Annotated in this window: 8 protein-coding genes; 2 read left to right on the top strand and 6 right to left on the bottom strand. The window is 70.4% G+C overall.

Features of this window, described 5'->3' with window-relative positions; all coding sequences use genetic code 11:
* Window positions 1-328: 328 nt before the first annotated feature.
* On the bottom strand, window positions 329-1,528 hold the full coding sequence (locus JEQ17_RS15315; RefSeq protein WP_200395780.1) for a S8 family peptidase: 1,200 nt from the start codon (window positions 1,526-1,528) through the stop codon (window positions 329-331).
* A 483-nt stretch (window positions 1,529-2,011) separates the two neighbouring features.
* Between JEQ17_RS15315 and JEQ17_RS15310 the strand changes: the two genes are divergently transcribed.
* Together JEQ17_RS15310 and JEQ17_RS15305 are read left to right on the top strand one after the other, a co-directional pair.
* Complete coding sequence (locus JEQ17_RS15310; RefSeq protein ID WP_200395779.1) at window positions 2,012-4,630, top strand: glycosyltransferase family 1 protein; 2,619 nt, start codon at window positions 2,012-2,014, stop codon at window positions 4,628-4,630.
* Between the two features lie 179 nt (window positions 4,631-4,809).
* Window positions 4,810-5,496 (top strand): hypothetical protein, encoded by a 687-nt coding sequence (locus JEQ17_RS15305; protein WP_200395778.1) that lies wholly within the window; start codon window positions 4,810-4,812, stop codon window positions 5,494-5,496.
* A 39-nt stretch (window positions 5,497-5,535) separates the two neighbouring features.
* On the opposite strand, the gene JEQ17_RS15300 is transcribed toward JEQ17_RS15305, so the two are convergent.
* The 5 genes from JEQ17_RS15300 to JEQ17_RS15280 form a co-directional block, all read right to left on the bottom strand.
* Entirely contained in the window at window positions 5,536-6,048 is a 513-nt protein-coding gene (locus JEQ17_RS15300; RefSeq protein ID WP_200395777.1) for a DUF1990 family protein, read from the bottom strand.
* A gap of 72 nt (window positions 6,049-6,120) precedes the next feature.
* Window positions 6,121-7,773, bottom strand: coding sequence for a M4 family metallopeptidase (locus JEQ17_RS15295; protein WP_200395776.1), 1,653 nt, complete (start codon window positions 7,771-7,773; stop codon window positions 6,121-6,123).
* 366 nt (window positions 7,774-8,139) lie between these two features.
* On the bottom strand, window positions 8,140-10,176 hold the full coding sequence (locus JEQ17_RS15290; protein ID WP_234048209.1) for a M4 family metallopeptidase: 2,037 nt from the start codon (window positions 10,174-10,176) through the stop codon (window positions 8,140-8,142).
* A 376-nt stretch (window positions 10,177-10,552) separates the two neighbouring features.
* A complete protein-coding gene (locus JEQ17_RS15285; protein ID WP_200395774.1) occupies window positions 10,553-12,325 on the bottom strand; it encodes an ABC transporter ATP-binding protein in 1,773 nt (590 codons plus the stop codon).
* Entirely contained in the window at window positions 12,322-14,172 is a 1,851-nt protein-coding gene (locus JEQ17_RS15280) for an ABC transporter transmembrane domain-containing protein (RefSeq protein WP_200395773.1), read from the bottom strand. Before JEQ17_RS15280 ends, JEQ17_RS15285 begins: the two co-directional genes overlap by 4 nt.
* Window positions 14,173-14,200 lie beyond the last annotated feature (28 nt).

Here is a 14,200-nt window from a genome sequence, read left to right as displayed (position 1 = left end):
CTGTGGCCGGTCGGCCTTCTCTCCCTGGTCGGGGGGTTCGGTGGTGCTGGGCGTCGGGGGTGGTGACGGCTGGTGGTGCATGGCGGGCATGACCGCTCCTGTCCGCGTCAACGTGGGTGGGCGGATGAGGGTGTGGGGAGGTTGGTCCTGCTGGGCGTACCGGTGGAGCCTTCCCACTCTTTTCGGGTGGGCAATCCGGCACTTTGTTAACTACTCGCGCGTATGTCTACACACAAGACCGGCCTCGTCCGATGAGAATCCGCCAAGGATCCGTAAAGAATCGGTTGGGGATTCGCGGGACGAGGCCGGTCGGTGAATGCGCAAATACTTAGGGGTTGTCGACCTGCAGGAGCTTGTTCGGTGAGCCGAGCCCGGTGTTGGACATCTTCCCGGAGGCGGCCCGCCCGACAAGAGCCTTGCTGACATCGGCGGGTGTCGCCCAGGCGTGGTCGGCGAGATAGAGCGCGGCCGCACCTGCCGCGTGGGGCGACGCCATCGACGTACCGGAGAAGGTCGCCCTGCCCGTGTCGTTCGCGTTGGAGGCGGAGGTGACGTCCACGCCGGGGGCGAACAGATCGAGTCGCGCGCCCCAGTTGGAGAAGTCCGCCCTCGCGTCCTTCTTGTCGCTCGCGCCGACCGTGATCGCCTCCTTGACACGGGCCGGTGAGTAGAGGCTCGCCGGGAGACCGTCGTTGCCCGCCGCGACCGTGTAGGTGACGCCGGACGCGATGGAGTTGCGGACCGCGGCGTCCAGTTGCGGGTCCGCGAGTCCGCCGAGGCTCAGATTGGCGACCGCCGGCTTCACGGCGTTCTTCGTCACCCAGTCGATGCCCGCGATGACCTGCGAAAGCGTGCCGGCGCCGTTGTCGTCGAGGACGCGGACGGCGACGACCTTCGCCTGTTTGGCGACGCCGTACCTCGTGCCCGCGATCGTGCCCGCCACATGCGTGCCGTGGCCCTGGCCGTCCTGGGCGGTGGCGTCGTTGTCGACGAAGTCCCAGCCGTGGCTGGCCCGGCCGCCGAGGTCCTTGTGGGTGATGCGTACGCCGGTGTCGATGACGTACGCCGTCACGCCCCGGCCCGCGGACTCCGGCCAGGTGTAGCTGCTGTCCAGCGGCAGCTCCTGCTGGTCGATGCGGTCCAGGCCCCACGGCGGGTCGGACTGCCGGTGCTCGACGGCCACGGTGGCGTCCCGCGAGACCGAGGCCACGCGGGAGTCGGCGGCCAGGCGCCTGGCCTGCCTCTCGTCGACCTTCACCGCATAGCCGTTGAGTGCCGTGCTGTACGTGTGGCTTATTTTCGCTCCGTACTTGGTGGCGAGGGCCTTGCCCGCCTTCGACGGAGCCTTCGTTCCCCCCTTGAGCGTCACTATGTAGCTGCCGCTGACGGAACCCGCTCCGCCCGCGCCGGATATCTGCCCCTCGGGGGCGGCGTGTGCGGGCAGGGTGATGGCCGAAAGAACCGCGGCTGTCATGACCGCTGTCAGGCCTCCCGCCCAGCGCAGCCGCCGCTCGCGCGTCACTGCCATGGTGTGAGTTCCCCTCCTCAACTCGGCGTGCTCCGACCGGTGGTGCGCGCGGGCCCGCTGGGGCTCTGGCAGGCCCGGCAAGTCCCTGTACGGGTCCTGCGGGGCCGTGGCCGGATCGCCACTTGGCAGCCTCTCGTGCGGTGTGAAGCGCCACAAGGTCGCCCGACGGGGCGGAATCGGCCATATCGCCCGTGGCGGACATGTAAAGGTTGCAGCGAATTCCGGCCCTTCCGCGGGGGGCGCGGGGCCCTGCCGCCGGAGGCGCCACCGCGCGGGCGTGATCAGTGACGACCGGCCCCCCGGTCGCAGTACCGCACATCCCGCGGCGCACTTCGCGCCGTAGTTGCGGAGGCACCCTCGCCGCTACCGTCATGGGTGACAAAGTGCGCACAGCGACGTGCGTCCGCCGGATCGCCCTGATCCGTCCAGTCACAGCAACGCCGATACGCCGTCCTGGTACGTCCTCCGTGAAGGTGGAAGCTCGTGAAGGCCATCCGCAGATTCACCGTGCGTCCCGTACTCCCCGAAGCCCTTCACCCCCTCAGTGACCTGGCGCGCAATCTGCGCTGGTCCTGGCACGCCGAGACCCGTGATCTCTTCCAGTCCGTGGACCCCGAACACTGGGCCGCCTCCGAACGCGATCCCGTACGACTCCTCGGGAGCGTCTCTTCCGAACGGCTGGCCGAACTGGCCGAGGACCGGCGCTTCCTGCGGCGACTCGCCGCGGCCGCCGACGATCTCAAGGACTATGTGAGCGGGGACCGCTGGTACCAGTCCCAGACCTCCGGACTTCCCGCAGCCATCGCCTACTTCTCACCCGAGTTCGGCATCACGGCCGCGCTGCCGCAGTACTCCGGCGGCCTCGGCATCCTCGCCGGGGACCATCTCAAGGCGGCCAGCGACCTCGGCGTACCCCTGATCGGTGTCGGGCTCCTCTACCGGCACGGCTACTTCCGGCAGTCGCTGTCCCGGGACGGCTGGCAGCAGGAGCACTATCCGGTCCTGGACCCGAACGAACTGCCCGTCTCGCTGCTGCGCGAGCCCGACGGCACCCCTTCGCAGGTGTCGCTGGCCCTCCCCGGCGGGAAATCCCTCCACGCCCGTGTCTGGCTGGCCCAGGTCGGCCGGGTTCCGTTGCTGATGCTCGACTCGGACATAGAGGAGAACGATCTCGGCGAGCGGGGTGTGACGGACCGGCTCTACGGCGGCGGCAGCGAGCACCGGCTGCTCCAGGAGATGCTGCTCGGCATCGGCGGGGTGCGTGCCGTGCGTACGTACTGCCGGCTGACGGGCCACGCGCAGCCCGAGGTGTTCCATACGAACGAGGGGCACGCGGGATTTCTTGGCCTGGAACGAATTCACGAACTGTCTTACGAGGACCTGGATTTCGACGCCGCACTTGAGGCGGTCCGGGCCGGCACGGTCTTCACGACCCACACCCCCGTGCCCGCCGGAATCGACCGCTTCGACCGGGAACTGGTGGCCCGGCACTTCGGCCCCGACGCGGAACTCCCGCGCATCGACGTCGAACGCATTCTGCAATTGGGAATGGAGACCTATCCGGGCGGTGAACCGAACCTCTTCAACATGGCGGTGATGGGCCTGAGGCTGGGCCAGCGCGCCAACGGGGTGTCATTGCTGCACGGACAGGTCAGCCGGGAGATGTTCTCCGGGCTCTGGCCGGGCTTCGACCCGGACGAGGTCCCCATCACCTCCGTCACGAACGGTGTGCACGCGCCGACCTGGGTGGCCCCGGAGGTCTTCCGCCTCGGCGCCCGCCAGATCGGGGCGCAGCGCACCGAGGACGCGATGACGGTCGGCGCCTCGGACCGCTGGGACGCCGTCGCCGAGATCCCCGACGTGGACATCTGGGACCTGCGCCGCGTGCTGCGCGAGCAGCTGGTGACGGAGGTACGGGAGCGGATGCGGGCGTCCTGGCGGCAGCGTGGCGCGGGTACGGCCGAACTGGGCTGGGTCGACGGCGTGCTGGACCCGGACGTCCTGACGATCGGCTTCGCGCGCCGCGTCCCCTCGTACAAGCGTCTGACGCTGATGCTGAGGGACAGGGACCGGCTGATGGATCTGCTCCTGCACCCCGAGCGGCCGATCCAGATCGTGGTGGCGGGCAAGGCGCACCCGGCGGACGACGGGGGGAAGCGGTTGGTGCAGGAGTTGGTGCGGTTCGCGGACGACCCGCGTGTACGCCACCGGATCGTCTTCCTCCCCGACTACGGCATGGCGATGGCGCAGAAGCTGTACCCGGGCTGCGACATCTGGTTGAACAACCCTCTCCGCCCCCTGGAGGCATGCGGCACGAGCGGGATGAAGGCAGCCCTCAACGGCTGTCTCAACCTCTCGGTCCTGGACGGCTGGTGGGACGAGTGGTTCCAGCCGGACTTCGGCTGGGCGATCCCCACGGCGGACGGCACGGCGGTGGACGACGACCGCCGGGACGAGCTGGAGGCGTCGGCGCTCTACGAGTTGCTGGAGCAGCGGGTGGCCCCGCGGTTCTACGAACGCGGCCAGGCCGGCCTGCCCGACCGCTGGATCGAGATGGTCCGCCAGACCCTGACCCACCTGGGCCCGAAGGTCCTGGCCGGCCGCATGGTCCGCGAGTACGTGGAACGCCTCTACACCCCGGCGGCTCATGCCCACCGCGCCATGTCCCCCTCCTCGGCAAGGGAGTTGGCGGTGTGGAAGTCCCGGGTGCGGGCGGCCTGGCCGCACGTCACGGTCGACCACGTGGAGACGTCGGCGGGGGCTCCGACGGCCGAACTGGGCACGACGCTCTCCCTCCGCGTCCGCGTAGGCCTGGGCGACCTGGCCCCGGACGACGTCGAGGTCCAGGCGGTCTCGGGCCGCGTGGACTCGGAGGACGGCATCACGGACGGCACGACCGCCCCCCTCAAGCCGGTGGGCGGCCCCGACCTGGAGGGCCGCTGGCTCTACGAGGGCCCTCTCTCCCTGGACCGCACGGGCCCCTTCGGCTACACGGTCCGCATCCTGCCCACGCATCGACTTCTGGCGTCGAGCGCGGAGCTGGGGCTGGTGGCTGTGCCTTCGGAGGAGTTGGGGGAGGGGGCGGGGGTTTTGATGCGGTGAAGTCGCCCGCGCTCAGGGGCGCTTGAGGTGCGGCGGAGGGGTCGGGACACCCTCGCGCCTCGGTGATCGGAACTGGTCTAGGGTTGTCGCTCGGGTCCGGCGAGCCGGTAGCAGGGTGTCGCGGACCCGGTCGGCGATCGACGGGGGTTGGGTCAGTGGTGAGCGGTGCGCGGCATGCCATGAAGGCTGTAGTGCTGGCGGTCGGCATGACGGTCGTGCTGTCGGCGTGCGGTGGGTCGGGGGACGAGGACGCGGAGTCGAAGTCCTCCGACGGTGGTCAAGGGCCGCTCACCGAGACCCAGTTGACCGACGCGCTGCCCGAGGGCGCCGACCTCCCCGGTTTCAGTGCGGAACCGCAGAGTCTTCCACTGCTGGAGGCCAAGGACGTGGTGACGACAGGTCAGGAGGCCTGTCGTCCCCTCGCGGACATGATGAGCGTGCGTCCCCGGCTTCCACGGCGGGCCATGGTCTGGGCGACGATCGAGGCGGACGGTGCCCCGGCGTCGGCCCCGCCCGGGTCCGTGACACTCACGAGCCACGACGGCGACACCGCCGGGCAATGGATGACCGGGCTGAAGAGAGCTGTCGCCGACTGCACCCGGTTCACCGCGACGTCGAAGCGTGGCTGGACGTACGAGTTCACTGTCGCCCCCGTTCCCCTGGAGCGGATGGGAGACGATGCGGTCGGCTATCGGATCACCAATGTGCTCGACCCGAGCGGGGGCGGCAACGTCATGTCCGTCGTCCGCACCGGCGCCACGCTGGCCACGTACCTTCTGCCGCCGTCGGAGAACGGCAGGCCGCGGCCCGTGCCGGAATCCGTCGCCGCCGGACAGGAGAAGAGGATCCGGGCCGCGGCGGACTAGGTGAACACCCCTGCCGATGCCGGACTCGGTCGCCCTCCGCTACCTCAGGAAGTCGCCCTTCGGGTCCTCGCACATCCTCCGCAGTACCACCCCGCACCGCCGCGCATACGCATGCTGCAACCCCCGTGTCGCCGCCCCGCCCGCCTTTGCGTACCACTTCGCCGGGCGGCTGAAGGCGGTTATCGTCAGCCAGACCGTGCCGTCGCCCGTGCGGTCGACGATGAAGGCTTCCTCGCCGGATTCGGGGTGGCCGGGGAGGGTGCCGTAGGCCCAGCCCGCTCGGCGGGGTTCGTCTACCGTCCAGACGATGCGGCAGGGGGCCTGGAGGAGGCCGAGGCCAACCGTGACGTCCACGCCGGGGGCGGCCTGCGGGGCGTCCGTGGTGATTTTGACGCCCACTGCTCTGTGGAGGTCCCAGGTCAGGACCGCCTGGGAGGCGGATTTGAAGACCTCCTGGCCCTCGCCGATGCGGCTGCGGACGTGCAGGGGATGGAAGCCGGGTGGGCACCGGCCGTCGCGGGTGGCACCCACGTCCTCGTACGTGTAGGGCATGGGAACCAAGAGTAGGGCGGTACCCGGGAATGCCTTCGTTCCGGGTACCGCCCACGCTCAACTATTCGACAGTCAGGCCACGTTCACCGCGGACCAGGCCGCGGCCACCGCCTTGTACTCGGCGCTGGCCGTGCCGCCGTACAGTGCCGACGCCGCGTTCAGCGTCGCCGTACGGGCGCCCGCGTACTTCGTCGTGGACGTCATGTACTCGGTGAGCGCCTTGTACCAGATCTTGACCGCCTTGTCGCGGCCGATGCCGGTGACCGTCGAGCCGTTGGAGGTCGGGGAGTTGTAGCTGACGCCGTTGATCGTCTTGGCGCCGCTGCCCTCCGAGAGGAGGTAGAAGAAGTGGTTCGCCGGGCCCGAGGAGTAGTGGACGTCGATGCCGCCCAGGCTGGAGGACCAGCTGTCCTTGGACGCGCCGTCCCTGCTCGGCTTGTCCATGTAGCGCAGCGGGGTGCCGTCGCCGTTGATGTCGATCTTCTCGCCGATGAGGTAGTCGCCGACGTCGGACGTGCTGGCCGCGTAGAACTCCACCGCCGTGCCGAAGATGTCGGAGGTGGCCTCGTTCAGGCCGCCCGACTCACCGCTGTAGACCAGGCCCGCCGTGTTGGACGTGACGCCATGGGTCATCTCGTGGCCCGCCACGTCGAGCGAGGTCAGCGGCTTGGCGTTGCCCGAGCCGTCGCCGTACGTCATGCAGAAGCAGCTGTCGCTCCAGAAGGCGTTGACGTACGCGTTCCCGTAGTGGACGCGGGAGTAGGCGGCCTTTCCGTCGTTCCTGATGCCGCTGCGGCCGAGCACGTTCTTGTAGAAGTCCCAGGTGGCCTGGGCGCCGAAGTGCGCGTCGACCGCGGCGGTCTGGGTGTTCGAGGCCGCGCCCGTGCCCCAGGTGTCGTCCGCGTCGGTGAAGAGGGTGCCGGTGCCGGACGTACCCCGGTTGAGGTTGTACGTCTTGTGGGCGCCGCGTGAGGTGTCGTTCAGCTGGTACGTCGAGCCCGAGAGCGAGGTGCCGATGGTGACCTTGCCGGAGTACTGGCTGTTGCCGGTGCCGGTCTGGATCGCCTCCCACTCGTACAGCTTCTTGCCCGTCTGCGCGTCGGTGACGACGTGCAGCTGCTGCGGGGTGCCGTCGTGCTGGAAGCCGCCGACGACCGTCTCGTAGGCCAGGGCCGGCTTGCCGTCGGCCGCCCAGACGACCTTGCGGGGGGCCTTGTCGGCCGCCGACTTCGTGCTGCCCTCGGCCTTCGCGGCCTTCAACGCCTGCTTCTCGGCGGTGGACTTGGCGATGTCCGGGGTGACGTCGGAGACCTTGATGGCCGCCTTCGTCGCCTTGGTCACGCCCTCGGTCTTGCCCGCCCTGGTCTCGTGGATCACCAAGTCGCCGCCGAGGACGGGGAGTCCGTCGTACGTGCGCTCGTACCGGGTGTGCGTCGTGCCGTCGGCGTCCTTGACGACGTCTCTGACGACCAGCTTCTCCTTGGCGCCGAGACCTATCTCGTCGGCCGTCTCCGCCGTGGCGGCGTCGGCCTTCTGGATGAGGCTCGTACGGGCCGCCGCGGTCAGCTGGACCGGCGCCGCGGCGAGGGTCGTCCCGCCGGACTGCTCGGCCGGGGACTGGGCGGAGGCGCCGGTGGTCAGACCGGTGGTGAGGAGTGCTCCGGCCGCGACCGCGGTGGCGATGGCCAGAGTGGTGCGCTTGTGACGCGCGTAGAGGGGGGTCACACAAGCTCCTTCGTGGGGGGTGTCCGACTGGCATGGGGGACCGGTCGGGCGGTTGTGAAGTTGCGGTGCGGGTGTGCCGTGATCGGTGATGCGAGGTGAACGTTGCCAGTTGAGTCCTGTACATGTCAGCGGGGCGAATAAAGGTTGGCCGGAAATCGTCCGCTGCCCGAAGATCCGCGTACGGATTGCGGACTTGATCGCCCGCAAAGGCCGGGTAAAGGGTCAGGAAGGGCGTCGTAAGGCAGCGGCAATGGTGTGGCAATGACGCGGCAAAAGGGCGCCGCCCCGGGGAGTTGGATCCCCGGGGCGGCGCCATGCGAGTGCGTGCCTGAGCGAGTCCGTGCGGCTGGGACTCGCCCGCGTCGGCTACGCCTGCGGGAAGGTGATCTTCCAGCCATTGATCCTGCCGGTGTCCTGCGCCGCCTGGTCCTGGACCTTCAACTGCCAGGTGCCGTTGGCGACTTCGGAGGACGCGTTCACCGTGTACGGCTCGGTGACGTTGTCCGCCGAGTCCGAGGAACTGAAGGGCTTGAGACGGTAGCTCGTGCCGTCCGGTGCCACCAGGTCGACCACCAGGTCACCGCGCCACGTGTGCGTGATGTTCGGGGTGACGACCAGGTTGGTGGGAGCGTTGCCGGCCTGGCCGGTGACGGTGATCGACGACGTCACCGCCGCTCCGTTGTCCGGAATCGATACGGGCGTCGTGCTCTCGAACGACGTGCCGCCGCCCCCGCCGCCGGGCCGGGCGCCGACGTTGATGCCGGCCCACGCGTTCTGCACCGCCGTGTACTCGGCGCTCGTGGTGCCGTACAGCTCACCCGCGACCGCGAGCGTGCCGGTGCGGGCCGCCGCGTAGTTGGTCGTCGAGGTGAACTTCGTGGTGAGCGCCTTGAACCAGATCAGCGCGGCCTTCTCGCGGCCGATCCCGGTCACCGGCAGTCCGTCGGAGGTCGGCGAATCGTACGAGACGCCGTTGACGGTCTTGGTGCCGCTGCCCTCGCTCAGCAGGTAGAACCAGTGGTTCGCCGGGCCCGAGGAGTAGTGGACGTCGATCGAGCCGATGCCCGAGTACCAACTGTCCTTCGACGCGCCGTCCTTGCTCGGCTTGTCCATGTAACGCAGCGGCGTCCCGTTGCCGTTGATGTCGATCTTCTCGCCGACCAGGTAGTCGCCGACGTCCTGCGCGTTGCCGGCGTAGAACTCGACGGCCGCCGCGAAGATGTCGGAGGTCGCCTCGTTCAACCCGCCCGACTCACCGCTGTAGTTGAGGCCCGCGGTGTTGGCGGTGACGCCGTGCGTCATCTCGTGCGCGGCCACGTCGATCGACGTGAGCGGCTTGGCGTTGCCCGAGCCGTCGCCGTACGTCATGCAGAAGCAGGAGTCCTGCCAGAAGGCGTTGACGTAGTTGTTGCCGTAGTGGACGCGGGAGTACGCGCCGACGCCGTCACCGCGGATACCGCTGCGGCCCTGCACGTTCTTGTAGTAGTCCCAGGTCAGCGCGGCCCCGTAGTGGGCGTCCGCGCCCGCCGTCTCCAGGTTCGACGCGGCCCCGTTGCCCCAGACGTCGTCCGGGCCGGAGAAGAGCGTGCCGGTGCCCGACGTACCGCGGTTCAGGTTGTTCGTCCTGTGGTTGCCGCGCGTCGTGTCCGTAAGGTTGTACGTCGACCCGGACTGGGCGCTGCCGAGCGTCACCGAGCCGCTGTACTGGGTGTTGCCGGTGCCGGTCTCGACTCCCTGGTACTCGAAGAGCTTCTTGCCGGTGGCCGCGTCCGTGATGACGTGCAGCTCGTTCGGGGTCCCGTCGTGCTGCAGACCGCCCACGACCGTCTCGTACGCGAGGCTCGGCGTGCCGTCGGCCGCCCAGATCACCTTGCGCGCGCCGTCCGCCTCGGTCTTCTTCGAGCCCTCCGCCGAGGCGGCCTTCAGGGCCTGCTTCTCGGCGACGGCGGGCTTCACGGCCGCGCTGGTGGTGATGCCCTTGAGCTGGGCCTTCACCGCGCGCGTAACGCCCTCCGTCTTCCCCGACTTGGCGGTGTCGACGACCAAGTCACCGCCGAGGACCGGGAGTCCGGCGTACGTGCGCTCGTAGCGCGTGTGGACCGTACCGTCGGCGTCCTTGACGACATCGCGGACGACGAGCTTCTCCTGGGCGCCCAGGCCGAGTTCCTTCGCCGTGTCGGCCTTCGCCGAGTCGGCGTCGCGGATCAGCGCCGCGCGCTGGGCGGGGGAGAGCTTGACGGCCAGCGAGCCCTTGTCGAGCTTGCCGGGTGCGGGCTTGGTGTCGGCGGTCGCGGCGCCCGTCTGGACGGCCGCGGCGAGCAGGGCGGCGACGGCGACCAGCGCGCCGGCGGCGGCCTTGCGCCGGGTGGAGCGGGAGGCGAACGAGGAACGGGGGCTACCCACGGTCTGAGAAGTGCCTGCAGTGTGGGAGGTGCGTCTGTGGGAGGTGCGTCTCAACACGGACTCCTTCTGCGTGGCCGCGGATCGCGGATCGCGCGGCCAAGGGGGGACCGGACGGTTGGGATCCGCCCGGGCAGAACAAGGCAGTACGCGGAACCACTTGCATGGGGCACGTGCGGGCGTGCGTGGGGGGTCCACCAACGGCACAGCAGTAGTTGTGGGGTTGCTGTGGAGTGGTCGTGGGAAGAGTGGCAGGAGATTGCGCTATCTGTCAGGTGCGCATCAAGAAGTTGGCTGGAAACGGTTCGTTGTCCGGGTGGTCATGTTCGGTATACGGACTCGTTGCCGAGCGCCTGGCCCGCACGAGCTCGGCCCTGGCTCATGAAGGCCGTTGCCCGGGAAGCCCCGGTCGCTCGCCGTGCCACGAGTGCCACAGGGCCGCGTACGCGCCGTCGGCGGCGACCAGGCTGTCGTGGGTGCCCAGTTCCGTCAGGCGGCCGCCCTCCATCACGGCGACGCGGTCGGCGTCATGGGCGGTGTGCAGGCGGTGGGCGATGGCGATGACGGTGCGCCCTTCGAGGACGGCGACGAGCGCGCGCTCGGTGTGGCGCGCCGTCGCCGGGTCCAGGAGCGCCGTCGCCTCGTCGAGGATCAGGGTGTGAGGGTCGGCCAAGACGACCCGGGCCAGGGCCAGTTGCTGCGCCCGCGAGCCGTCCGCGCGGTGGGGACTGCCGGGCCCGAGCCCGGTGTCGAGGCCGTCCGGCAACTCCTGGACCCAGTCGTCGGCGCCGACCGCCGCGAGGGCCGCCCACAACTCGGTGTCACCGGCGGACGGTTCGGCGATGAGCAGGTTGTCGCGGACCGTGCCGAGGAAGACATGGTGCTCCTGGGTGACGAGGACGACCTGCCGCCGCAGTTGCTCCGGATCGAGGTCGACGATCGGCACCCCGCCGACCGTCACCGAACCGGAGCGCGGCGCGTCGATGCCCGCCAGCAGCCGGCTCAGGGTGGTCTTCCCGGCGCCGGAGGGCCCGACCACGGCCAGCCGTTCCCCGGGCCGCACGGTCAGGTCCACCCCGCGCAGGACCTCGCCCCCGCGGTCGTACGAGTAGCGCACATCCGTCACGTCGATCCGGTCGTCCGCCGGGGCCGGGGAGCCGGACGGGACGGCCCGCGGCGCCCGGCCGAGGCCCTCGACACGGGCGAACGAGGCACTGCTGGCCTGCAGTTGCTCCACCCGCATCAGGACCTGGTCGAGCGGTGTCTCCAACTGCCGCAGATACAGGGCCGCCGCGATGACGGCGCCCAGGCTCACCGTGCCCCGCTCGTGCAGGGCTCCGCCGACCAGCAGCACGACGGCCACCGGGAGTACGAACGAGATCTCCAAGGTCACGAAGAACACCGTCCGCAGGTACAGCGTGTACAGCCGGGTGCGCCGGGACGTCTCCAGCGCGTCCCGGCTCGCGGCGATCCGCCGCCGCTGGAGTCCGAACGCCTCGACCGTACGCCCGCCGGACGCGGTCGCCGTGAGGATCTCGGCGACCTCCGACGTGGCGGCACCCTCGGCGAGATAGCCGGTGCGTGCCCGCCGCAGATACCAGCGCAGCGCGAGCCAGATACCGGCCTGGGCGAGCACCGCGCAGCCGCCGAGCAGCGGGTCGAGCGCGAAGACCGCGCCGAGGAGGAACAGACACTGGACCGAGGAGATCAGCAGCTCGGGACCGGCGTCGCGCAGGGTCGTACCCACCGCGGAGACGTCCGCGGTGCCCCGGGCCGTCAGATCGCCCGTGCCCGCCCGCTCCACGACCGAGGCGGGCAGCGTCAGTGTCCGCTCGACGAACTCCTCGCGCACTCGCGCCAGCGTCCGCTCCCCGAACCGGTACCCCACGTACCGGGCAGCGCGCGCCAGCAGCAACTGCCCCAGCGCGCACACCAGGATGACCAGTGCGAGCCGGTCCACGACGGCCACGCCGCCGCCGGCCCGGACCTCGTCGATGATGCGGCCGAGCAGCCACGGACCTACCAGACCGGCAGCGGCGGCCAGCGCGTTCAGGACGAGCACGACGGCGAAGACGCGGCCGTCCGCGCGGATCAGCCGGCCCGCGGCCCTGCGGACGTCGGCCGGCTCGGCGACCGGCAGCTGAGCGGTCATCGCACGGCCTCCTCTGCGTCCAGATCCGAACCCGCGGCCAGGCCCGACTGATCGGAGTCCATGTGGTCCACGCCGTCCTTGACGCCCACACCGTCCATGTCGTCCATGTCGTCCACGTCGTCCATGTCGTCCACGTCGTCCGTGCCGTCCATGTCCGCGTCGCGGGCCACCAGCGCGCGGTATCCCGGCTCGCCGTCGAGGAGTTCCTGATGGCCGCCGACGGCCGCTGCCTTGCCGTCGACCAGGTAGTACACGGTGTCCACCTGGTCGAGGACGAGCGGCGAGGTGCTGGTCACGACCGTCGTGCGGCCGGAGCGCGCCGCGCGCAGCCGGGCGGCGACGGCGGCCTCGGTGTGTGCGTCCAGCGCCGAGGTGGGCTCGACAGCGAGCAGCACCTCGGGGTCGGCGAGCAGCGCCCGCACCAGACGTACGCGCTGCCGCTGGCCTCCGGAGAGGCTGCGGCCCTGCGCGTCGACGGCCGAGTCGAGCCCGTCCGGCAGTCCGAGCACGACGTCGTCCGCCACGGCCGCGTGCACCGCCCGGGCGACGGTCTCCTCGTCGGGATCTCCGCGCCCCGAGACCAGGTCACGCAGGGTGCCCGCGAACAGGTCGGCCTCGTTGTCAGCGACCAGGATGCGCGCCCGGACCTGTGGCAGGGCGATCGCGTCCAGGCGTACGCCGCCCCAGGTCGCCGCCGACGCGGTGTACCGGCCGAGCCGGTCGACCACGGCGGCGGACTCCGCCGGACGGGCGCCGACCAGCGCGGTCAGCCTGCCGGGCGTCACCCGCACACCGGACCGCGGATCGTGCAGTACGGAGGGTTCGGCCGGCGCGTCCACGGAGGTGCGGCCCGTCTCCATCGGCTCCAGGGACAGGAATCGTACGACGCGCCGGGCGGCCACCACGCCCCGGCTGAGCTGGTAGCCGCACTCGACGAAGAAGGCCACCGGCGCCACGAGGACCGCCACATAGCCGTACACGGACACCAACTCGCCGATCGTGATGGACCCTTGGGCGGCGAGCCGGGCCGCCAGCCAGGTCACGACTGCCAGGAACACCGTCGGCAGCCCGACGCCGAGCGCCTGGATCCAGCTGGTCACCGACCCGACCCGGTACCCCTGCACCCGCAGCCGCTGCGAGTCACGGCGGAAGGCGTCCGCGAACAGCCCTTTGCCACCAAGGCCGTTGAGGACACGCAGCCCGCCCGCGAGGTCGCCGATCCGCGCCGTCAGCACACTCTGCCGCTCGCGGTACTCCGTCTCCGCGCCCCGCAGCCGCCCCATCAGGGGACCGACGAGTACGACTATCACCGGCACCCCGAGCAGCACGACCGCGGCCAGCGGCAGCGAGATCGACAGCAGCACTCCGGCCACGACGGCGTAGGCGACGGTCGCGCCCACGCCCGGGCCGACCACCGTCAGGGACTGGCTGATCGTCTGCACGTCACCGACGCCGATGGTGACGACCTCCCCGGCGCCCGTCCGGCGCGACAGCGTGGCGCCCAGCCGGGCCGCCTGCCCCACCACGAGCTTGACCGACCGGAAGTTGGCGTCCATCCGGAGCCTGGTCATCGTGCGGTGCCGCATGATGCTCACCCAGGAGTTGAACACCCCGACACCCAGCAGCGCGGCGGACCACGCGGCCAGCGCCGACTGGTCGCCCGGTTCGAGGCCGTCGTCGATCGCACGGGACAGCAGATACGGCGTCAGCGCCATGAACACCATCCACACGGTGCCCAGCAGCGCCCCCGCGGCGGCCCGGCCCGGCTGCCTGGCGACCAGCCACCAGAGATACCGCGCTCCACCACGACAGTCGGGAGTGCCCGGATCCTCGTACGCGTCGACCATTCCACCCCTTTTTGTTGTTGCGCTCGGT

Origin of the sequence: Streptomyces liliifuscus (assembly GCF_016598615.1) — a bacterium.
Taxonomy (GTDB): domain Bacteria; phylum Actinomycetota; class Actinomycetes; order Streptomycetales; family Streptomycetaceae; genus Streptomyces; species Streptomyces liliifuscus.
Note: the sequence above shows the minus strand (reverse complement) of the source record. Positions and strands in the feature narration are given on the sequence as shown.

What these genes read in the sequence shown, in the direction of transcription:
- JEQ17_RS15315 (WP_200395780.1), bottom strand. Translation starts at nt 1,528, where the DNA reads ATGGCAGTGACGCGCGAGCGGCGGCTGCGCTGGGCGGGAGGCCTGACA.
- JEQ17_RS15305 (WP_200395778.1), top strand. Translation starts at nt 4,810, where the DNA reads ATGAAGGCTGTAGTGCTGGCGGTCGGCATGACGGTCGTGCTGTCGGCG.
- JEQ17_RS15300 (WP_200395777.1), bottom strand. Translation starts at nt 6,048, where the DNA reads ATGCCCTACACGTACGAGGACGTGGGTGCCACCCGCGACGGCCGGTGC.
- JEQ17_RS15285 (WP_200395774.1), bottom strand. Translation starts at nt 12,325, where the DNA reads ATGACCGCTCAGCTGCCGGTCGCCGAGCCGGCCGACGTCCGCAGGGCC.
- JEQ17_RS15280 (WP_200395773.1), bottom strand. Translation starts at nt 14,172, where the DNA reads ATGGTCGACGCGTACGAGGATCCGGGCACTCCCGACTGTCGTGGTGGA.